Genomic DNA, 20,630 nt, shown 5'->3' with positions numbered 1-20,630 from the left:
TGGGCCGCGAGCCGGGTGCCGGAAGGCCGGAGGGCAGGAAGGCCGGAACGGCCGTCAGGGCGGTGCGGCGACCCCATGGGTCCACCCCGTGGGGCAAGATGTTGCCCATGGGGAGTTTCGCTGCACACGACGGCGTGATCGCGGGGCGCTATCGGCTGGGGCGGCGGATCGGGCGCGGTGGCATGGGCACCGTCTGGCGTGCCACCGACGAGCTGCTGGGCCGCGAAGTGGCGGTCAAGGAACTGCACACGGACGACGCCGCGTCCGTCGGTGCCGCCTTGTCGTCGCAGGAGCGCACCCTGCGCGAGGCCCGGGCGGTGGCTCTCATCAAGCACCCGAACGTGATCGTGCTGCACGACATCGTGGAGCAGGACGGCCGGCCGTGGATCGTCATGGAGCTGGTGGACGGGCGGTCGCTGTCCGACCGGCTGGCCGCGGACGGTCCGGCCGACGCGGAGGAGGCGGCCCGGATCGGGCTGGCGATGCTGGGTGCGCTGCGCGCCGCCCATGAGCGGGGCGTCCTCCACCGCGACATCAAGCCGCCGAACGTCCTCCTGGAGGCGGGAAGCGGGCGCGTGGTGCTCACGGACTTCGGCATCGCCCAGGTCTCGGGGGCCACGACGATCACCGAGACCGGGGCGTTCGTCGGCTCGCCCGAGTACACCGCGCCCGAGCGGATGGCCGGCGGCCAGGCGGGCCCGGAGTCGGACCTGTGGTCGCTGGGGGTGCTGCTCTGCACCGTGCTCAGTGGCGAGTCGCCGTTCCACCGCGATTCGCTGGGCGGCATCCTGCACGCGGTGGTCTACGACGAGATCCGTCCGCCGTCGTCCGTCGGACCGCTGCTGCCGGTCGTCCGCGGACTGCTGGAGCGCGACCCCGCCCGGCGCATGGGCGCGGACGAGGCCGAGCGACTGCTGCGCGCCTACCTCGAGACCGGCCGCACCCCGGCGACTTCCCTGCACTACACCCCCACCCAGCGCAGCGTCCCCACCCCGACGCCCGCTTCCTCCACTTCGTCCGCCCCACTGGCCTCTGCTGCTTCGCCTGCCTCGCCCACGTCACCAGTCGACCCGCGGACACCGGCTCTCCCCGCGAAGCCCGCCGAAGCCAGGCCCGGGCCGCCGGCCGCTCCGGCCGCCTCCGCCCCGGCACCCGCCACGGCACCCGTCCCGTCCGCTCCGGAGGCGTCGGCAGCCGCGCACCCCGGGACACCACCCGCGACACCACCCGCGACGCCGCCGGGAACTCCCGCCGCGACGCCTCCCGCGGCGTTCGTCCCGCCGCCCGGACCGTCGGGCGGCCCCCGCCGGACCGTGCGGGTCCGTACGGCGGTCCTGGCCGGCGTCGCCCTGGTCGCCCTGGCCGGGCTGGGTGCCGGGGCGGCGGCCTGGCTGGTGCTCCGTGACGACGGCGAGCGGGACGACGCCCGCGGGCCCGTCACGACCCGCACCGTCGTCGCCCGCCCGTCGGCCGTGCGGTCCGCCGGCGCGCCCGCGCGGCCCGGGGCGCACCGGCCCGGCGACGGGCCCTCCGCCTCGGGCCCGGCCGCGGAGAGCGCCACGGCGAGTCCGCCGGCCGGCTCGCCTGCCCCGTCGGCGTCACCCGCGGCGGACAAGGCGCCCGCGGGCTACCACGTCGTCCGGGATCCGGCGGGCTTCACGCTCGCGGTCCCGGACGGTTACACCCGCTCGTTCGAACCGCCGCGTGTCTTCTACTACTCGCCGGACAAGGAGTTCCGCATCGGGGTGCTGGTCTCCGAGCCCAAGGAGGGCGGCCCGATCGGCTTCATGCGCGACTCCGCCTCGCAGGCCCCGGACCGCTACCCGGGCTATCGCGACGGCCGCGTGTCACGCACCTCGCACAACGGGAACCAGGCGGCCTCCTGGCAGTTCACCTGGAACGGCTTCGAGGACACCTCCGGGCCCCGGCGCACCGAGGACGTCTGCTGGAACGAGGACGGCAGGATGTACGACGTGTGGGTGTCGGCCCCGGCCGCCCGGGCCGCGGAGGGGCGCCGTCACTTCGACACCGTCCTCGGCAGCTTCGGCCGGTCCGGGTAGCCCTGTCCGGTGGGTCCGGGAGCCGCGCCCGGCCGGTCAGGGAAGCCGTGAAGCCGCCTCCGCTGACCGCCACCATCGCGCCACCAGCCACTGGCGTGATTGTGGATGACCGGTGAAAACAGGCTACTTGCGGGTACCCAACAGGCCGCGCCCCCGCCTACGCTCGGCCTCATGACGCACTCGCGGCACAGCACAGCAGCGGCGACACAGGGCCCGGCGGCCTTCGGGGGCAACCCCGTCGCCCCGGCCGGGGACTCCCGGACGGTGGCCGACGTGGTCACCCCGGCGCTCGTCGCCCGCCTCACCCGCGGGGTGACCGGTTCCGGCACCACCGCCAGCCACACCCCGTTCACCGAGGAGGTGCTGGCCCGGCTTCCGGAGTCGACCCCCGAGGACGTCGCGAAGGCGTTCGCGCGGGCGCGCGAGGCGCAGCGCCGGTGGGCGGACGTGCCGGTGCGCCGGCGCGCGGACGTCCTCCTGCGCTTCCACGACCTGCTGTTGAGCCGGCAGTCGGAGGCCCTGGACCTCATCCAGTCGGAGACCGGCAAGGCCCGGCTGCACGCGCACGAGGAGATCCAGGCCGTCGCCGTGGCCGCCCGCCACTACGGCCGCGTCGCCCCCGCCCGGCTGCGGCCGAAGGCGCATACCGGGGTGCTGCCCCTGCTCACCAAGGTCACCGAACTCCGGCGCCCGCGGGGTGTCGTGGGCCAGATAGCCCCCTGGAACTACCCGCTGGAACTGTCCGTCGGCGACGCCCTCCCGGCCTTCGCGGCCGGCAACGCGGTGGTCATGAAGCCGGACACCGAGACCGCCCTCACCGCGCTGTGGGCCCGCGACCTGCTGGTCGAGGCGGGGCTCCCGGAGCAGCTCTGGCAGGTGGTCCTCGGTGAGGGACCCGTCGTCGGCCCCGAGGTCGTGGCCCACGCCGACTACGTGACCTTCACCGGTTCCACCCGCACCGGCCGCGACGTCGCGCAGCGCGCCGCCGCCCGCCTGATCGGCTCCTCGCTGGAGCTCGGCGGCAAGAACGCCATGCTCGTCCTGCACGACGCGGACGTGGCGAAGGCCGCCGCGGGCGCGATCCGCGGCTGCTTCTCCAGCGCCGGCCAACTGTGCATATCCATCGAGCGGTTGTACGTCCACCACTCGATCGCCGATGCCTTCCTGGAGCGCTTCGCCGCCCGCACCCGCGCCCTGCGGCTCGGCGCCTCCCTGTCCTACGGCGCCGACATGGGCTCGCTGACCTCCCGGCGGCAGCTCGAGACGGTGGTCCGGCACGTCGAAGAGGCCGTGGCCAAGGGCGCCACCGTCCTCGCCGGCGGACGCCCCCGGCCCGACATCGGGCCCCTCTTCCACGAACCCACCATCCTGGAGGGCGTGGACGCCCCGATGGCCGTGTGCGCCGAGGAAACGTTTGGTCCGGTCGTCTCCGTCTACCGCTTCGACGACGAGGACGAGGCCGTACGCCTCGCCAACGCCACGCCGTACGGCCTCAACGCCAGCGTCTGGACCCGTGACGGCCGCCGCGGCCGGGAGATCGCCGGCCGCCTCCGGGCGGGCACGGTCAACGTCAACGAGGCCTACGCCGCCGCCTACGGCAGCGCCGCCGCGCCCATGGGCGGCATGGGGGAGTCCGGCCTGGGCCGCCGGCACGGCGCCGAGGGCATCCTCAAGTACACCGAGGCGCAGACCGTCGCCCACCAGCGGCTGGTGCCCCTCGCGCCCGCCTTCGGGCTGGACGACGCGGCGTACGCGCGGCTGATGACGGGTGGTCTGCGCGCGCTGAAGGCCCTCCGCCTGCGCTGACCCGCGGCGGACCGTCCCGCACACCCCCACGCACCCCCGGACACCCCGACCGCATACGGAGGTACTGGTGGCACAGTTCGACTACGACGTCATCGTCGTGGGATCCGGTTTCGGCGGCGCGGTGTCGGCCCTCCGGCTGTCGGAGAAGGGCTACCGCGTCGGGGTGCTGGAGGCGGGCCGGCGCTTCACCCGCGACTCCCTGCCCAGGACCTCCTGGGACCTGCGGAACTTCCTGTGGGCGCCGGCCCTGGGCCTCTACGGCATCCAGCGCATCCACGTGCTGGGCCATGTGATGGTCCTCGCGGGGGCCGGCGTCGGCGGCGGTTCGCTCAACTACGGCAACACCCTGTACGTCCCGCCGCCGTCCTTCTTCACCGACCCGCAGTGGGCGGACATCACCGACTGGCGGCGGGAGCTGGAGCCGTACTACGAGCAGGCCCGGCGCATGCTCGGCGTCCGGCTCAACCCCACGACGACACCCGCCGACGTCCACCTCAAGGCCGCCGCCGACCGCATGGGCTTCGGCCACACCTTCCACACCGCCCCGGTGGGCGTCTTCTTCGGCGACGGCCGGGACGGCGAGGGCAACACCCCCGTCACTCCGGGCACCGAGGTCCCCGACCCCTACTTCGGGGGCGCGGGACCCGCGCGCACCGCCTGCACCGAGTGCGGCGAGTGCATGACCGGCTGCCGGCACGGCGCGAAGAACACCCTCAACGAGAACTACCTCCACCTCGCCGAACGGGCCGGCGCCGTGATCCACCCGCTGACGAAGGTCGTGGCGCTGAGCGAACTCCGTGCCGGCGGCTGTCGCGTGGTCTCCGTGCCCAGCGACCGGCGGCGTGGCGCCCCGCCCCGGGTGCTGCGCGCGGAACACGTGATCCTCGCCGCGGGCACCTACGGCACCCAGACACTGCTGCACACCATGCGCGACCGCGGACTGCTGCCCCGGCTGTCACCTCGCCTGGGCCACCTGACCAGGACCAACTCCGAAGCGCTCTTCGGCGCCCAGACCGACGACCGCCGCTACCGCGCGGCGCACGGCAGGAAGGCGGACTTCACCCGCGGCGTGGCCATCACCTCGTCGGCGCACCCCAACGAGACCACGCACATCGAGCCGGTCCGCTACGGCAAGGGGTCCAACGCGATGGGGTTCCTGTCCATCCCACTGGTCCCGTTCGCCGGCCGGGCGGTGCCGCGCGTCCTGGGCTTCGCGGCGTCCTGCGCGCGCCATCCCGTCATCCTGCTGCGGTCGTTCTCCAAGCGCCGCTGGTCCGAGCGGACGATCATCGGGCTGGTGATGCAGTCGGTCGACAACTCCCTGATCACGTACCGGCGTCGACACGGCCCGGGCAAGGGGCTGCTCACGGCGCGGCAGGGGCACGGGGCGCCCAATCCCGTGCAGATCCCCGAGGCGACGGAGGCGGCGACCCGGATCGCCGAGGAGATCAACGGATTCGCCGGCAGCAATGTCGGCGAGCTCATGGGCACGCCGCTGACCGCCCACTTCCTGGGCGGCTGCACGATCGGTTCCGGTCCCGACCGGGGCGTGATCGATCCGTACCACCGCGTCTACGGTCACCCGTCGATCTCGGTGGTCGACGGTTCCGCGGTCACCGCCAACCTCGGTGTCAACCCGTCGCTGACCATCACCGCCCAGGCCGAGCGCGCCATGTCCTTCTGGCCCAACAAGGGTGAGGCGGACCCCCGGCCCGCGCAGGGGAAGGCGTACGAGCGGGTGGCCGCCGTGGAACCACGCCAACCGGCGGTGCCCGAGGGCGCGTTCGGGGCGCTGCGGCTGCCGTTCCTGCCCGTGCCGCCGGTGCCACGCGCACCCCGGGAGCCCCAGGCGTAAGACCGTGCGCCGCGCGCGACCGGTCGCACACGGCGCACGGCAGGCGAAGGGCCCCGGACCGTCTACGCGGGGGCGTGCGGACGGCCACGGGGCCCTTGACAGCCGGCACCGGTGAACAGGGCGGACCGGTGCCGCGGAACGGCGCCGGGGGGAGCGCCGTGGTCCTCGGGTGGTGCGGTGCCGGGACGGTGCCGTCCCGGGTGCTACGAGGCCGGTGCGGGGGCGCGCTTCCGGTGGTCCGACCAATGGCGGTACGGACCAAGGGAATTGGTGCCCTCTTCGCATCGTGGGGTATGAACCGCGTCGAACGCAACCTTCGGGGTGGATACGGTCGGTTCCAGGCGTCCCCGGAACCGACCGTTCCTTGGTGGCGGCCGGGCTGCTGTCCCCTGCCGACCGACCGCCGTACCACCGGAGTGAGGTCCCACGACGCGCGTCGGCGCACGTCTCACACTCCGGTGGAATCCGCCCTGTCGTTGCCGGGCGCCCAGGTGAACAGGGGCGGAGACCACGCGTGGATTCAGGTAAGCCGCTCCTGGCTGGCGCGGACACCGACTCCAACGAAGGCGGTCCGCGCCCGGTCACGCGCCGTACGGGTGACGGGACGGGCGGCGGGTTTCCGCCGCGCCGCCGTGCCGCCACCCGTACGGTCCCCGCCCTCTCGTGGTGGTCAGACGCGGCCCCGGCAGAGGTCGAGCAGGGTCATCGCGAGGACGGTGCCGTTCTTCCCGAGCCGGTCGCTGTAGTGGGTGAGGATCTCCATCTCGCGGGAGAGGCTGACGCGCCGCCCGCCGGAAGCGATGCGCTCGCGCTGGATCTCCTCCGAGACGGCCATCCGCTCCTGGACGAGGCCGATGATCCTGTCGTCGAGCTCGTCGATGCGCTCGCGGGCGCCGGTGATCAGGCGGGCGGCCTCGTCGGTGCGGGCGCCGGTGTCGGTGGCGGCCGGGGCGGCGGTGGGGGTGCTCATGTCGGTGTTCTCCTGGGGCCTGGGCCCGGCGCCGGCACGGCCCTGGGGGAGAAACGCACGAGCGCCCCGGGCCTTGGCCGGCCCGGGGCGCTCGTGGAAGTCGCTGTTCTATCGCTGAGCAGCACGACCATGGCAGCCGGACGGGCCGGTGCCATAGGTAAAGACGAAGGTCGAGTGCTTGCGCATGGCGGACAGTATGGCCCCGGAGCGGTCCCGGGACCAACCGCATTCGGATGGTGAGACAAAAACGACCACCCCCGTCCCGGTAGAATCGACAAATAGAGACCCCCCACCCTCGACCGCCGGAAGGGCCGCTCCCGTGTCAGCAGCACCACCCCCCGCCGCCCACGACAACACCGCGGAGCCGGTCCTCGTCGTCGACTTCGGCGCCCAGTACGCCCAGCTCATCGCCCGCCGCGTCCGCGAGGCCCGGGTCTACAGCGAGGTCGTCCCGTCCACCACGCCGGTGGCCGAGATCCTCGCCCGCAAGCCGAAGGCGATCATCCTCTCCGGCGGGCCCTCGTCCGTCTACGAAGAGGGCGCCCCGACCCTCGACCGCGAGATCTTCGAGGCCGGCGTCCCCGTCTTCGGCATGTGCTACGGCTTCCAGTTGATGGCCACGACCCTCGGCGGCACGGTCGACAACACCGGCGCCCGCGAGTACGGCCGCACGCCGCTCTCCGTCTCCCGGCCCTCCTCCACCCTCTTCGAGGGCACCCCGGCCGAGCAGCCGGTGTGGATGTCGCACGGTGACGCGTGCTCGGCCGCGCCCGAGGGGTTCACCGTCACCGCGTCCACGGACCTGGTGCCGGTCGCCGCCTTCGAGAACGACGAGAAGAAGCTCTACGGCGTGCAGTACCACCCCGAGGTGATGCACTCCACCCACGGCCAGCAGGTCCTGGAGCACTTCCTCTACCGGGGCGCGGGCATCGAGCCCACCTGGACCACGGGCAACGTGATCGAGGAGCAGGTCGCGGCCATCCGCGAGCAGGTCGGCACCAAGCGCGCCATCTGCGGCCTGTCCGGCGGCGTCGACTCCGCGGTCGCCGCGGCCCTCGTCCAGAAGGCCATCGGCTCCCAGTTGACCTGCGTCTACGTCGACCACGGCCTGATGCGCAAGGGCGAGACCGAGCAGGTCGAGAAGGACTTCGTGGCCGCGACCGGCGTCAAGCTCAAGGTCGTGGACGCGCAGGAGCGCTTCCTGGCCGCCCTCGCCGGGGTCTCCGACCCGGAGGAGAAGCGGAAGATCATCGGTCGGGAGTTCATCCGGGTCTTCGAGCAGGCCCAGGCCGAGATCGTGGCCGAGGCGCCGGACGACCAGCCCGTCGAGTTCCTGGTCCAGGGCACGCTCTACCCGGACGTCGTCGAGTCCGGCGGCGGCACGGGCACCGCCAACATCAAGTCTCACCACAACGTGGGCGGCCTCCCCGAGGACCTGGAGTTCAAGCTCGTCGAGCCGCTGCGCCAGTTGTTCAAGGACGAGGTCCGCATGGTCGGCAAGGAGCTCGGCCTCCCCGACGAGATCGTCCAGCGCCAGCCCTTCCCGGGCCCCGGCCTCGGCATCCGCATCGTCGGCGAGGTCACCAAGGAGCGCCTCGACCTGCTCCGCGAGGCCGACGCCATCGCCCGCGAGGAGCTGACGGCCGCCGGTCTCGACCGCGAGATCTGGCAGTGCCCGGTGGTCCTGCTGGCCGACGTCCGCTCGGTCGGCGTCCAGGGCGACGGCCGCACCTACGGCCACCCGATCGTGCTGCGCCCGGTCTCCTCCGAGGACGCGATGACGGCCGACTGGTCGCGCTTGCCCTACGAGACGCTGGCGAAGATCTCCACCCGCATCACCAACGAGGTCCGCGACGTCAACCGCGTCGTCCTCGACGTGACGAGCAAGCCGCCGGGGACGATCGAGTGGGAGTGACCCCTCCCTGAGTTCCGGCCGCCGCCCTTCGTCCACAACTGTGGACGAAGGGCGGCGTCGCGTTTCCGGGCACGTCCGGCGGCCCGCGGCGTCCCGACGGCGTGTCGCGGAGGTGCGTAGGGTCGGGAGGCGTACGACGCATGACCGGGGCGCGGGCGGACAGGCGCCGCCCGGGCCGGGAAGCGAGAGGAGCGATGGACGGCATGACACTCCTGGGGCGAGGAGAAACGGTGAGCGGAGGTACGGGACGTCGTCCCTCGGCCTCCCGGTACGCACTGCTGCCGTTGCGGCTCTTCCTCGGCGTCACCTTCCTGTACGCGGGACTCGACAAGCTCACCGACGCCGCGTTCCTCGCGAGCGACGGCCCCGGCTCCCTCGGGGAGCTGATGCGCTCCTGCCGGGACGGCGCCGGCGCTCCCTGGCTGGTCGACCTGGGACTGCACAGCCCGGTCGGTTTCGGCTGGGCGATCGGGATCGGCGAGGCGGCCGTGGGCACGGCCACGCTGCTCGGCCTGTTCGCCCGCGTGGCGGCGGCCGGCGGCGCGCTGATCTCGCTCTCCCTCTGGCTGACGGTCGGCTGGTCCGCGAGCCCGTACTACTACGGCAACGACCTCGCCTATCTGATGGCCTGGCTCCCGTTGGTCATCGCGGGCGCACCCCTCCTCTCGCTGGACGCGGTCCGCCCACGTGGTCTCTTCCGCCGCCGGGCGCGCGCCCGGCGGGGCGCCCTGTTCACCTGAGCCCGGCACCCCGCCGCCGGGGGCCGGTCATGGCTCCCGGCGGCCGGGAACTCCCGTGCGCTGCTTCCCGTGCGCGGCTCTCTGTGCGGGGCTCTCCGCGTGGGGCGCGCCGTCACGCTTGTTCGGCTCGCCTCCGGGCACGGACCCGGTACCGGCGCACCAGGAAACCGACGGACTGGGCGGCTCCCGCGAGGCAGAGCCCCCCGACCAGGGCGGGCAGCAGCACGAAGGCGGGGACGTGCCAGCGGCCCGTCGCCGACCCGAGGTAGGCCAGCCCGCCGCCCAGCAGCACCAGCCCGACGATGAGCTTCCCGGGTTCGAACTCATGACGCCGCACGGGTCACCTCCACTTCACCGACACCGGCCTTGAGCCGCAGTTCCAGCGTGCCGCGCGAGCCGTGCCCCGGCCGTGGGCCCACGGTCACCCGCTTGTTCTGGCGGGGGCGGACGTCCACGTCGTCCCGCTTGTCGTCGGGCAGCTTGATGTATCCGACGCCCACTTCGACGGTCAGCTTCGCCGTGGCGTCGTCCGGGAGGACGACCGTCAGCCGTCCGGCTCCCGCCTCGGCGCGGACGCTCAGGGGGGCCGCGGCCGTCCGCCCCGCCGCCGGCCAGGAGAGGCGGGACAGGTCGAGGGTGCCCACGCCGGTGCCGATCCGGTACTCCGGCCGGAGCTCCGCCGCGTTCGCGGGCCGCCAGGTCATCCGGCGCCACTCCGCGGTCACCGACTTCGGCAGGGCGGCCGCCCCCACCAGCAGCAGCGCGGTCAGTACGGCCATGGTGACCGTTACGCCACCGGTGCGGCCGTAGCGGGAGCTGACGGCTATGCCCAGGCCGTAGACGGCCAGCGCGCACGCCAGGCCCGTCTCCAGCGAGGTGCCCAGGGGGTGCCCGTGCCAGGTCAGGCCGGTGCCGGCCGAGAACGCCACCAGGGACAGCAGGGCCGTCCAGCCGCCGAGCTGCCGTCCGTCCCGGGCCGGACGCACCCGCCGTTCCTTCCCCCGGGCGGCGTCTTTCGGGCCGTCGTCCGGCCCCCACAGGTAACCGGTGCCGTGGAACGGCAGCCCGGCCACCTCCACATGGAGGACCGGATCCCGCCACCAGGACGGAGCGACCGGCGGCGGGGGAGCCTGGGTCTCGGGCGGCGCGTCCACCGTCTTCTGCGCCTTCGCCGGCCGCGCGGCACCGGGCACCGCGGCCGTCTCCTCGTCCGCCTCGGGCGTCCGGCGCTGCTGCGACCAGTACGCCGTCCCGACCAGCGCCACGGTCAGCATCAGCGAGAACGACATGGCACCACTGTTGTTGAGCATGGACAGGAACAGCCCGCAGCCCACCAGCGCGCACAGCACCGCCGTCAGCGCCGGGCCGTCCACCCGGCCGGACAGCATCCGGCGCGCCTCGTTCTCCTCCTCGCCCTCCGCCGGGACCAGCAGCCACGCGAAGCCGTAGACGATCAGGCCGAAACCACCGGTGACCCCCAGGACCCCCAGGACCACCCGGAAGATCACCGGATCCAGGTCGAAGAAGCGGCCCAGGCCTCCGCACACGCCGGAGAGCACCTTGTGGTCGCGGCTGCGCCGCAGCGACGGCCGGGGGACGGCGGGTGGCGCGTCCCCGTGCCGCGGGTTGTCGGTGGGCGGTACGTCGGTCATGAGCACATGGTGTCAACCGCGGCCGCCGGGCGGCATCCGTGATGACCCTGGCCCTTCCCTGAGATCGACCCTGAGACCGGGGCCGTTAGGGTGGCGCATCGAACGGAATGTCGTCATTCGGAGGGGCGCGCGGTGTTCGAGTCAGTGGCGGGTGCGTCGGCCGGCGTGCCCGGCCCGGTCCCCGGCCGCCTGCTCGCGGACCGGTACCGGCTGGTCCGGCGCATCGGCCGCGGCGGCATGGGCACCGTATGGCTCGCCGAGGACGAACTGCTGGGTCGCCGCGTCGCGGTCAAACAGTTGCACGTCTCCCACGGGCTGGACGAGGACGAACTGGCCACTCTCTACGAGCGCACCCGCCGCGAGGCGCGCAGCGCGGCGCGGATCAGCCACCCCAACGTGGTCGTCGTCCACGACGTGGTCGAGGACGAGGGGCTGCCGTGCATCGTGATGGAGCACGTACCGTCGAAGACCCTTGGCGACGTCCTCAAGCAAGGGCCCGTGACGCCGGAGGAGGCGGCCCGCGTCGGGCGCGGGATGATCGCCGCGCTGCGGGCCGCCCACGCGGCCGACGTCCTGCATCGCGACGTCAAGCCGGGGAACGTGCTGCTCGGCGAGGACGGCCGCGTCGTGCTCACCGACTTCGGCATCGCGCACCTGGCCGGGAACTCCACGCTCACCAAGACCGGCGAGATGGTCGGTTCCATCGACTACATCGCGCCCGAGCGGGTCAGGGGAGCACGGCCGGGTCCGGCCTCGGACCTGTGGGCGCTGGGTGCCACGCTGTACGAGGCGGTCGAGGGCCGGGCGCCGTACCACCGGCCCACGCCCATCGAGACGGCGTACGCCATCGCCGTGGACCCGTTGGAACCCCCGCTGCGCGCGGGCCCGCTGACCCGGCTGATCGAGACCCTGCTCTCCCGGGACCCGGAGCTGCGGCCCCCCGCCGACCTGGTCGAACAGATTCTGAGCGAACCCGCCGCCGAGCCGGACACGGTCCGTCCCGCGAAGCGGTGGGACGGGTTCGTCGAGCGGTCCGAGGCCACCACCGCCCTGACGCCGCCGCACCCCCTCCCCGGGGCACGGCCCTCCGCTTCCGCACCGGTACCGGGCCCGCGGCGGACGGGGCCCACCGCCGTCGTCCCGCCCGTGCCCGCACCTGCCTCCGGTTCCGCCGACGCGACCCCTTCCCCTGCTCTTTCCTCTTCCTCTTCCGTCGACCGGTCCGGACCCGGACGCCCGTCCGGCGGGCGGCGACGGGCCGGCAGGTGGATCGGCGCGGCGGCCCTGCTGGGTGCCGTGGCCGCGGTCGGCGCCTACCTTCTCCTGCCCGACGGGACGGAGGATTCCGCCGTGCCGCCGCCGAGGCCCGGCACGGCCCCGCCCGCGTCCTCCACGCCACCGCCTTCCCCTTGGTCGCCGCCTCCCGTGCCGTCCGGGTACCGCCTGGTGACCGAGAAGCGTCTCGGGGTCGCCTTCCCGGTGCCGAAGGGCTGGACCCGCAAGGAGAAGTCGGCCGTCGAGGTGAACTACATCGCCCCCGGCGGTCTCGTCGGCCTGAAGGTCAATGTCCTGGACCTGGCGAGCCCCGACCCGCTGAAGCACTGGCAGGACGTCGAACGGCAGGTCAGGACGGAGGTCGGCGACTACCGACGGCTCCGGATGCAGGCCACCTCCTACCGCGGCGACCCGGCCGCCGTCTGGGAGTTCGCGTTCAAGGGGCGTGCCCGCCCGTTCCGGGCCATCGACCTGGGCTTCGGCCGCGCGGGCGGCGACGAGTACGCCGTGTACCTCTCCGCACCCTCGGCCGAGTGGGACCGCCACCGTCCGGTCTTCGACACGGTCCGGGACGGCTTCCGGGTGCTCCGGCACTGACGGGAGTCCCGCGGGAGCCCCGCCGGCCCCCGAAGGCTCACACAAGGGACCGCGTAAGGGGCACGGGCAGGGTCGTGTCGGGGATGGATCGGGGTTCGGTCAGGGACGACCCCGATACCGTGGGCGGCCACGCCGTGTGACGATCGTGCCATGACCGGCGCATCGACGACGCAGCCCCGACCCGGCGGTGCCTACGCACCCGCCGCCTCCGACACCGTGCCGCTGCGCAAGCTCTACCGCAGCGCCGAGGGCCGGATGCTCGGCGGCGTGGCGCGCGGTCTCGCCGGACATCTGGGGATGCCGGTCTCCTGGGTGCGGCTCGTCTTCGTCGCCCTGCTCATGGCGCAGGGCATCGGCGCGCTGCTCTACGCGGTCTTCTGGTTCGTCGTGCCGCTCGGTGTGGGCGGCGTGGAGGTGCGCCGGCCGGCCGGCGGCGCGGCGCCCGGCGGCCGGCGGCGTCTGTTCACCCGCAAGCCCGACCGGGGCCAGGTCTTCGCTCTCGTCGCGCTCATCGTGGGCGTAGCGATCTTCCTGGACCGGATGCACCTCGGCCGCGCCAACGTCTACGTCTGGCCGCTGATCCTGATAGGAGCGGGCGTCGCCCTGGTCTGGCGGCAGGCGGACAACGCCCGGCGCGCCCACTGGGTGGAGGTCAGCAGGCGCAAACGCGTCCTGCCGCTCGCCCGTGGCGCGGCCGGTGTCCTGCTGGTCGGTGCCGGGGTGACCGGCATCGTCGTCCTGCAGGGGTCGGCCGAGCACCTGGGCACCGTCCTGCAGGCGTCGCTCGCGGTCCTCGTCGGCATAGCGCTGCTGGCCGGCCCCTCCGTGGTGCGCATGACGCAGGACCTGTCCGCCGAGCGCACCATGCGCATCCGCGCCCAGGAGCGTGCCGAAGTCGCCGCACACGTCCACGACTCGGTACTGCACACGCTCACCCTGATACAGCGCAACGCCGACGACTCGCGGGAGGTGGCCCGCCTGGCCCGTGCCCAGGAGCGGGAGCTGCGCGCCTGGCTCTACAACCCCGAGGGCCACGGCAGGGACGAGTCGGACGAGCCCGAGACGCTGGCCGAGGCCGTGCGAGCCACCGCCGCGGCCGTCGAGGACCACCACGGCGTCCCCCTGGAGGTGGTCGTGGTCGGCGACTGCCCGCTCGACGAAGGGCTGCGGGCGCAGATGCAGGCCGCGCGCGAGGCCATGGTCAACGCCGCCAAGTACGGTGGCGAGGGCGGGGCGGTCCAGGTCTACGCCGAAGTCGAAGGGCGTACGGTCTTCGTCTCGGTGCGCGACAGGGGGCCGGGCTTCGACCTGGACGCCGTGCCCGACGACCGGATGGGGGTCCGCGAGTCGATCATCGGCAGAATGCAGCGCAACGGGGGCACCGCGCGCCTGCGCTCCGTTCCCGACGGGGGGACGGAAGTGGAGCTGGAGATGGAGAGGGCGGAACAGACGACATGACGAACGGGACGACGGCCGAACCGGAGGAGCGACGGGTCCGGGTGGTCCTGGTGGACGACCACCGCATGTTCCGCACCGGGGTGCAGGCCGAGATCGGGGTCACCGACCGGACGGGCGTCGAGGTCGTCGGCGAGGCCGCCGACGTCGACCAGGCCGTCACCGTCATCACCGCCACCCGCCCCGAGGTCGTCCTGCTGGACGTCCACCTGCCCGGTGGCGGCGGTGTGGAGGTGCTGCGCCGCTGTGCCGCCCTGATGTCGGCGGCCGAGGAGCCGGTCCGTTTCCTCGCGCTGTCCGTGTCCGACGCCGCGGAGGACGTCATCGGGGTCATCCGCGGCGGGGCGCGGGGCTATGTGACCAAGACGATCACGGGGGCCGACCTGATCGCGGCCATCTTCCGGGTCCGGGACGGTGACGCGGTGTTCTCCCCGCGGCTGGCCGGCTTCGTCCTCGACGCGTTCGCCTCGACCGACGCCCCGCCCGTCGACGAGGACCTCGACCGCCTTACGCAGCGTGAGCGCGAGGTGCTGCGTCTGATCGCGCGTGGGTACGCGTACAAGGAGATCGCCAAACAGCTCTTCATCTCGGTGAAGACGGTCGAATCCCATGTGTCGGCGGTGCTGCGCAAGCTCCAGTTGTCCAACCGGCACGAGCTGACCCGATGGGCGGCGGCACGGCGCCTGGTGTGAGAGATGGCACCTTCTGTCACAGAAGGGAACCGTAGTCACACGGCTCCCCTCTACAGAGGGTGAACGGCTCTCGTGAGGTAGGGCCGGGGCCCGTACCGGGCTCGACGCCGGAAACGAGAGCCGTTGACTCGATGAGCCTGATGGGGACGCCCTTTTTCGTGACCACGATCGTTCTGGTCGTGGTGGCACTCGTGCTGCCGTTGCTGGTGTGGAGCAGGATTCCGGGCCCACGGATCGTCCGGTACGTCGCACGGCTGCTGATGCTGCTCTTCGCCCAGGCCACCGCGATCACCATGGTCTTCGTGGTCGTCAACAACGCCAACGGCCTGTACGACGACTGGGACGACCTCCTCGGTACCGGCAACCACGTCGCCTCGGCCGCCGACCTGGGGGCCGACGGCACCGGCGGCAAGAAGCTGAAGGACCTGCCGAAGGTCGTCCAGAAGTTCAAGAACGTCTCCGACTCGCGCATGGGAGAGGGCGTCCGGCAGACCCAGCTCAAGGGCGCCGTCTCGGGCGTGAGCGGCGAGGTCTACGTCTGGACGCCGCCGCAGTACGACGACCCCGCGTTCAAGGACAAGAAGTTCCCCGTGGTGGAGGTGCTGCCCGGCTTCCCCGGCTCGGCGAAGGCCTGGTTCGGCACCCTGAAGGTCAACGAACAGCTCAAGCCCATGATGGAGAAGGGTGAGATACAGCCCTTCATCATCGTCGCGCCCCGCACCACCCTCCTCGGCGGCAAGGTCGACACCGGCTGCGCCAACACACCGGGCACGGTCAACGCCGACACCTGGCTCAGCTTCGACGTCCGCAAGATGGTCGTCGACAACTTCCGCGTCAGCGACAAGCCCGAGGCCTGGGGCGTCGCCGGCTACTCGGCGGGCGCGCACTGCGCCGCCAAGCTGACCATCGCCCACCCCGACCGCTTCCACGCCGGCGTCAGCCTCTCCGGCTACAACGATCCCGCCGGCGTCCGTGCCTCGCTCACGGCGAAGACCCTCGACCTCCGCCGGGCGAACAACCCGCAGCGGATGCTCAGGCGGGCCAAGACGCCGCCGCCCGTGGCGCTGTTCTTCTCGGGCAGCGAGCGCGACGGCTACCGGGCCGGTATGGACATCAAGAAGGTGGCGAAGCTGCCGACCACCGTGGAGGTCAAGGAGATCCCGGCCGACGCCGGCGGCCACAACACGGCCGTCTGGAAGGAGCAGGTCCCCGAGGTCTTCCGGTGGCTCACCAAACAGTTGACCCCCTGAGCCGACACCGGTTCCCGGCCCGGTGGCCGGCTACGCGGGTCTGACCGCTCCGGCGAAGGGCATCGAGCCCACGGACGCGATGCTGACCGGCGCCCCCGGATGCGGGGCGTGGATCATCTTCCCGCCGCCGATGTAGAGGCCGACATGGCTCACGCCGGAGTAGAAGAACACCAGGTCGCCGGGGGCCAGCCCGGACCGGCTGACCCGGTGCCCGGAGTTGATCTGGGTGTAGGTGGTGCGTGGCAGCGCGACGCCGGCCGCTCGCCAGGCCGCCTGCGTCAGCCCCGAGCAGTCGTAGCCGGAGGGCCCGGTGGCACCCCAGACGTAGGGCTTGCCGAGCGCCCCGTAGGCGAAGGCCACGGCCTGCGCCGCGCGGCCCGTCGGGGCGTGCCCGGCGGGCCTCTCCGTCGGGCGCGCGCCCGCGGAGCGCGACGCCGGGGCGGGCGCCGCCGAGCGTCCGGCGGGGTGGCCGCCGCTCGTGCCCTCCTGCCCGTCGGCGGCGGGCCGCGTGGCGGGCGGCAGTGTGCGGAGCAGCTCCCGGGCGGCGGCCAGCTTGGCCTCGACCGTGTGCCGGTGGTGCGCGAGCGCGTTCCGCTCGGCCTCGAGCTCCCGCAGCTTGGCCTCGGCCGTGGTCCGTACCTGTCGGACCTGCCGGACCTCCTCCCGCACCCGGGCCACCTCGGAGGCCTCACGGGCTCCGGTGCGCTCGGCCATCGACGCCTGGTCCAGGAAGTGCCGCGGCGAGGACGAGAGCAGCAGCCGGACCGAGGGCGGGATGCCTCCGGCGCGGTACTGGGCCGTGGCGTACGACCCGAGGGCGTCGCGGGCGGCGTTGAGCCGTTCCGTCCGGCGGGCGGCGTCGTCCTGGAGGCCGTCGAGCACGGCCCGGGCCCGGTCCGTGCGCTCCTTCGCCCCGTTGTACCGCTCCGTCGCCACCTCGGCCTGCCGGTAGTAGCGCGTGACCTGTGCCTTCACCTCGTCCGGCCGCCGCTGCGGCGCCGCGTGGCCGGTGCCGTCGAGCGTGGTGACGGTGGCCGCGCCCGCCAGGGCGAGGCCGGCCGCCGTCCGGGCGGTGCCGCTGAGGAGCGGGCGGTGCTTGGGCTTGCGGTGCGAGGCCACGGTGGCCGTCACTTCCTTCCTGTCCGGCGGCAGGCTGGGGGCTGGGGCGGCGGCCCGCGCCACGGAAAGGGGAGGTACAGAGGGGCCAGGCCATCGCCGTCTGGGGCAGGACGCTAAACCGCGAGATCCGCCGGTAACGCACATGACTGTTAATGGCCGGAACCGGCAGTGAATCGACTGGTGCGAGCCGGGAACTCCTCGACCTCACGGAAGGATTCGATTCAGGAGTGACCGAATCGATGATCTTTGCCCGATTACGGGGTAGTTGGTGCTATGGCCCCGGTTTATGGGGAGCTCGGTCTTCCGGCTAGGGTCGGCCTCCATGGACCTTCTGATTCACGCCATGATCGGCCTGCACATCATCGGTATCGCCGCCCTGCTCGGCGGCTTCCTGACCCAGGTGAAGGCCATGGGCAAGGGCGAGGCCCGGATGGTTCCCCCGATGCTGCACGGCGCCCTCACCATGCTGGTCACCGGCATGGCGCTGGTCGGTCTGCACCGCGCGCAGGACGACGCGGTGAACATGCTCAAGATCGGCCTGAAACTGACCCTGCTGATGGTCGTGCTCGCCCTCGTCTACCTGAACCGGGACCAGGAAGGAGAGGAGCGGGCCGGGACCGCCGCCTTCGGCGCGGTCGGGGCGCTGACCACGGCGGACGTCTTCATCGCCGTGCTCTGGACGTGACCCGTGCCACCCGTCCCTCCCCGGCCCCCGGAGGCCGGGGAGGGACGGGTTGTCAGTGGGGCCGCCTAGACTCGGATGACGATGAGCAGCCTCTTTGACGACAGCTTCCTGGCGGATCTCGTCCCCTCCGACGAGGAGCCGCCGCCTCCTCCGGAGGACACGGCCCCCGAGCCGCTGCCGGACGACCTCTTCGGCGGCGCCTTCGACGCGCCCGCCCCCCGGGAGGCCTACTACCGCGACGGCGCCCCGCGCCCCGTCGTGGACCCCGCCGCGCTGCTGGAGGGCATGAACGAGCAGCAGCGCGCCGCCGTGGTGCACTCCGGCTCCCCGCTGCTCATCGTCGCGGGCGCGGGATCGGGCAAGACCCGCGTCCTCACCCACCGCATCGCCCACCTCCTCGGCGCCCGGGGCGTCCACCCCGGGCAGATCCTCGCGATCACCTTCACCAACAAGGCCGCGGGCGAGATGAAGGAGCGCGTCGAGCAGCTCGTCGGCCCCCGGGCCAACGCGATGTGGGTGATGACGTTCCACAGCGCCTGCGTCCGGATCCTGCGCCGGGAGAGCAAGAAGCTCGGCTTCACGTCGTCCTTCTCGATCTACGACGCCGCCGACTCCAAGCGGCTCATGGCCCTGGTCTGCCGCGACCTGGACCTCGACCCGAAGAAGTTCCCGCCGAAGTCGTTCAGCGCGAAGGTCTCCAACCTCAAGAACGAGCTGATCGACGAAGAGGCGTTCGCAGCACAGGCCACGGACGGGTTCGAGAAGACCCTCGCCGAGGCGTACGCGATGTACCAGTCGAGGCTGCGCGAGGCCAACGCGCTCGACTTCGACGACATCATCATGACCACGGTCCACCTGCTCCAGGCGTTCCCGGACGTCGCCGAGCACTACCGGCGCCGCTTCCGGCACGTCCTGGTCGACGAGTACCAGGACACCAACCACGCCCAGTACACGCTGATCCGCGAGCTGGTGGGCACTCCGGCGACGGCGGGCGAGGAGGGCCCCGGCGAGCTGTGCGTCGTCGGCGACGCCGACCAGTCCATCTACGCCTTCCGCGGCGCCACCATCCGCAACATCCTCCAGTTCGAGGAGGACTACCCGGACGCCACGACGATCCTGCTGGAGCAGAACTACCGCTCCACGCAGACGATCCTGAGCGCCGCCAACGCGGTCATCGAGCGCAACGAGAACCGCCGCCCGAAGAACCTCTGGACCGAGGCCGGCGCCGGTTCCGCGATCACCGGTTACGTGGCCGACACCGAGCACGACGAGGCCCAGTTCGTCGCCGACGAGATCGACCGGCTGACCGACGCCGGCGACGCCAAGGCCGGCGACGTCGCGATCTTCTACCGGACCAACGCCCAGTCCCGCGTGTTCGAAGAGATCTTCATCCGCGTCGGCCTGCCCTACAAGGTCGTCGGCGGCGTGCGCTTCTACGAGCGCAAGGAGGTCCGGGACGTCCTCGCCTATCTGCGCGTCCTGGCCAACCCCGAGGACACCGTGCCGCTGCGCCGGATCCTCAACGTGCCCAAGCGCGGCATCGGCGAGCGCGCCGAGGCCATGATCGACGCGCTCGCCCTGCGAGAGAAGATCAGCTTCCCCCAGGCGCTGCGGCGCGTCGACGACGCCTACGGCATGGCCGCCCGCTCGGCCAACGCCGTCAAGCGCTTCAACGTCCTGATGGACGAGCTCCGGACGATCGTCGAGTCGGGCGCCGGACCGGCCACCGTCCTGGAAGCGGTCCTGGAGCGCACCGGCTACCTCGCCGAGCTCCAGTCGTCCACCGATCCGCAGGACGAGACCCGGATCGAGAACCTGCAGGAACTCGCGGCGGTGGCCCTGGAGTTCGAGCAGGAGCGGGCCGAGGGTGAGCCGGGCACCCTCGCCGACTTCCTGGAGAAGGTGGCCCTGGTCGCCGACTCCGACCAGATCCCCGACGAAGACACGGAAGGCACGGGCGTCATCACGCTGATGACCCTGCACACCGCCAAGGGCCTGGAATTCCCGGTCGTCTTCCTCACCGGCATGGAGGACGGCGTCTTCCCGCACATGCGCGCCCTCGGCCAGGCCAAGGAGCTGGAGGAGGAGCGGCGCCTCGCCTACGTGGGCATCACCCGGGCCCGCGAACGGCTCTACCTGACCCGGTCGAGCATGCGCAGCGCCTGGGGCACGCCCGCCTACAACCCGCCGTCCCGCTTCCTGGAAGAGATCCCCGACCGGTACGTGGAGTGGCGCCGCACCGGGGCCGCCACCCCGTCGGCCTCGGTGTCCGGGATCGCCTCCGGCCGGTCCTCCTCGCGGAGCGGCGGGCGGGGCGCGGCGGGGCCGAGCGGTTTCGCGACGCGGCGTGCCAAGGACCGTCCGGTGGTGGCGCTGGCGATCGGCGACCGGGTCACCCACGACTCGTTCGGCCTCGGCACGGTCGTCGGGGTCAAGGGCAGCGGGGACAACGCCGAGGCGACGATCGACTTCGGCCAGGAGAAGCCCAAGCGCCTGCTGCTGCGCTACGCGCCGGTCGAGAAGCTGTAGCCGGACGGCGGGACCGGCCGACGGCCCGTC

15 protein-coding genes are annotated in these 20,630 nt (G+C 72.8%); 11 read left to right on the top strand and 4 right to left on the bottom strand.

Going from position 1 to position 20,630, the window contains the following annotated elements:
• Positions 1–107: 107 nt before the first annotated feature.
• The 3 genes from ACZ6X9_RS04560 to ACZ6X9_RS04550 all read left to right on the top strand — a co-directional run bounded on the left by ACZ6X9_RS04560 (position 108) and on the right by ACZ6X9_RS04550 (position 5,721).
• Entirely contained in the window at positions 108–2,060 is a 1,953-nt protein-coding gene (locus tag ACZ6X9_RS04560; RefSeq protein ID WP_469776401.1) for a serine/threonine-protein kinase, read from the top strand.
• 171 nt (positions 2,061–2,231) lie between these two features.
• A complete protein-coding gene (locus ACZ6X9_RS04555) occupies positions 2,232–3,866 on the top strand; it encodes a succinic semialdehyde dehydrogenase (protein ID WP_469776400.1) in 1,635 nt (544 codons plus the stop codon).
• Between the two features lie 67 nt (positions 3,867–3,933).
• A complete protein-coding gene (locus ACZ6X9_RS04550; protein ID WP_469776399.1) occupies positions 3,934–5,721 on the top strand; it encodes a GMC oxidoreductase in 1,788 nt (595 codons plus the stop codon).
• A gap of 670 nt (positions 5,722–6,391) precedes the next feature.
• On the opposite strand, the gene ACZ6X9_RS04545 is transcribed toward ACZ6X9_RS04550, so the two are convergent.
• Positions 6,392–6,691 (bottom strand): chorismate mutase, encoded by a 300-nt coding sequence (locus ACZ6X9_RS04545; protein WP_469776398.1) that lies wholly within the window; start codon positions 6,689–6,691, stop codon positions 6,392–6,394.
• A 319-nt stretch (positions 6,692–7,010) separates the two neighbouring features.
• On the opposite strand from ACZ6X9_RS04545, the gene guaA reads away from it, so the two are divergent.
• Both guaA and ACZ6X9_RS04535 read left to right on the top strand, forming a co-directional pair.
• On the top strand, positions 7,011–8,606 hold the full coding sequence (gene guaA / locus ACZ6X9_RS04540; protein WP_469776397.1) for a glutamine-hydrolyzing GMP synthase: 1,596 nt from the start codon (positions 7,011–7,013) through the stop codon (positions 8,604–8,606).
• Positions 8,607–8,809: 203 nt separating this feature from the next.
• Entirely contained in the window at positions 8,810–9,346 is a 537-nt protein-coding gene (locus ACZ6X9_RS04535; RefSeq protein WP_469776656.1) for a DoxX family protein, read from the top strand.
• Between the two features lie 112 nt (positions 9,347–9,458).
• On the opposite strand, the gene ACZ6X9_RS04530 is transcribed toward ACZ6X9_RS04535, so the two are convergent.
• Together ACZ6X9_RS04530 and ACZ6X9_RS04525 are read right to left on the bottom strand one after the other, a co-directional pair.
• Positions 9,459–9,683: a hypothetical protein gene (locus ACZ6X9_RS04530; RefSeq protein WP_469776396.1), complete on the bottom strand. Its 225-nt coding sequence runs from the start codon at positions 9,681–9,683 to the stop codon at positions 9,459–9,461.
• A complete protein-coding gene (locus ACZ6X9_RS04525; RefSeq protein WP_469776395.1) occupies positions 9,670–10,998 on the bottom strand; it encodes a PspC domain-containing protein in 1,329 nt (442 codons plus the stop codon). The genes ACZ6X9_RS04530 and ACZ6X9_RS04525 overlap by 14 nt, the downstream gene beginning before the upstream one ends.
• Positions 10,999–11,130: 132 nt before the next feature.
• Here ACZ6X9_RS04525 and ACZ6X9_RS04520 point away from each other — a divergent pair, with 132 nt between their 5' ends.
• The 4 genes from ACZ6X9_RS04520 to ACZ6X9_RS04505 all read left to right on the top strand — a co-directional run bounded on the left by ACZ6X9_RS04520 (position 11,131) and on the right by ACZ6X9_RS04505 (position 16,267).
• The gene (locus ACZ6X9_RS04520) at positions 11,131–12,870 is read left to right on the top strand and encodes a serine/threonine-protein kinase (RefSeq protein WP_469776394.1); all 1,740 of its coding nucleotides are present in this window, start codon (positions 11,131–11,133) and stop codon (positions 12,868–12,870) included.
• A 150-nt stretch (positions 12,871–13,020) separates the two neighbouring features.
• On the top strand, positions 13,021–14,328 hold the full coding sequence (locus ACZ6X9_RS04515; protein WP_469776393.1) for a PspC domain-containing protein: 1,308 nt from the start codon (positions 13,021–13,023) through the stop codon (positions 14,326–14,328).
• The gene (locus ACZ6X9_RS04510; RefSeq protein ID WP_469776392.1) at positions 14,325–15,017 is read left to right on the top strand and encodes a LuxR C-terminal-related transcriptional regulator; all 693 of its coding nucleotides are present in this window, start codon (positions 14,325–14,327) and stop codon (positions 15,015–15,017) included. Before ACZ6X9_RS04515 ends, ACZ6X9_RS04510 begins: the two co-directional genes overlap by 4 nt.
• A 131-nt stretch (positions 15,018–15,148) precedes the next feature.
• Complete coding sequence (locus ACZ6X9_RS04505) at positions 15,149–16,267, top strand: alpha/beta hydrolase (RefSeq protein ID WP_469776391.1); 1,119 nt, start codon at positions 15,149–15,151, stop codon at positions 16,265–16,267.
• Positions 16,268–16,297: 30 nt separating this feature from the next.
• Here the strand turns inward: ACZ6X9_RS04505 and ACZ6X9_RS04500 are convergent, their stop codons facing one another.
• Positions 16,298–17,386, bottom strand: a complete 1,089-nt coding sequence (locus ACZ6X9_RS04500; protein WP_469776655.1) for a C40 family peptidase — start codon at positions 17,384–17,386, stop codon at positions 16,298–16,300.
• A gap of 322 nt (positions 17,387–17,708) precedes the next feature.
• On the opposite strand from ACZ6X9_RS04500, the gene ACZ6X9_RS04495 reads away from it, so the two are divergent.
• Both ACZ6X9_RS04495 and pcrA read left to right on the top strand, forming a co-directional pair.
• The gene (locus tag ACZ6X9_RS04495) at positions 17,709–18,071 is read left to right on the top strand and encodes a hypothetical protein (RefSeq protein WP_469776390.1); all 363 of its coding nucleotides are present in this window, start codon (positions 17,709–17,711) and stop codon (positions 18,069–18,071) included.
• An 81-nt stretch (positions 18,072–18,152) separates the two neighbouring features.
• Positions 18,153–20,600: a DNA helicase PcrA gene (pcrA, locus tag ACZ6X9_RS04490; RefSeq protein WP_469776389.1), complete on the top strand. Its 2,448-nt coding sequence runs from the start codon at positions 18,153–18,155 to the stop codon at positions 20,598–20,600.
• The last annotated feature ends 30 nt before the right edge of the window (positions 20,601–20,630 follow it).

The sequence above is a fragment of the Streptomyces sp. NPDC052910 genome (genome assembly GCF_055585605.1).
Note: the sequence above shows the minus strand (reverse complement) of the source record. Positions and strands in the feature narration are given on the sequence as shown.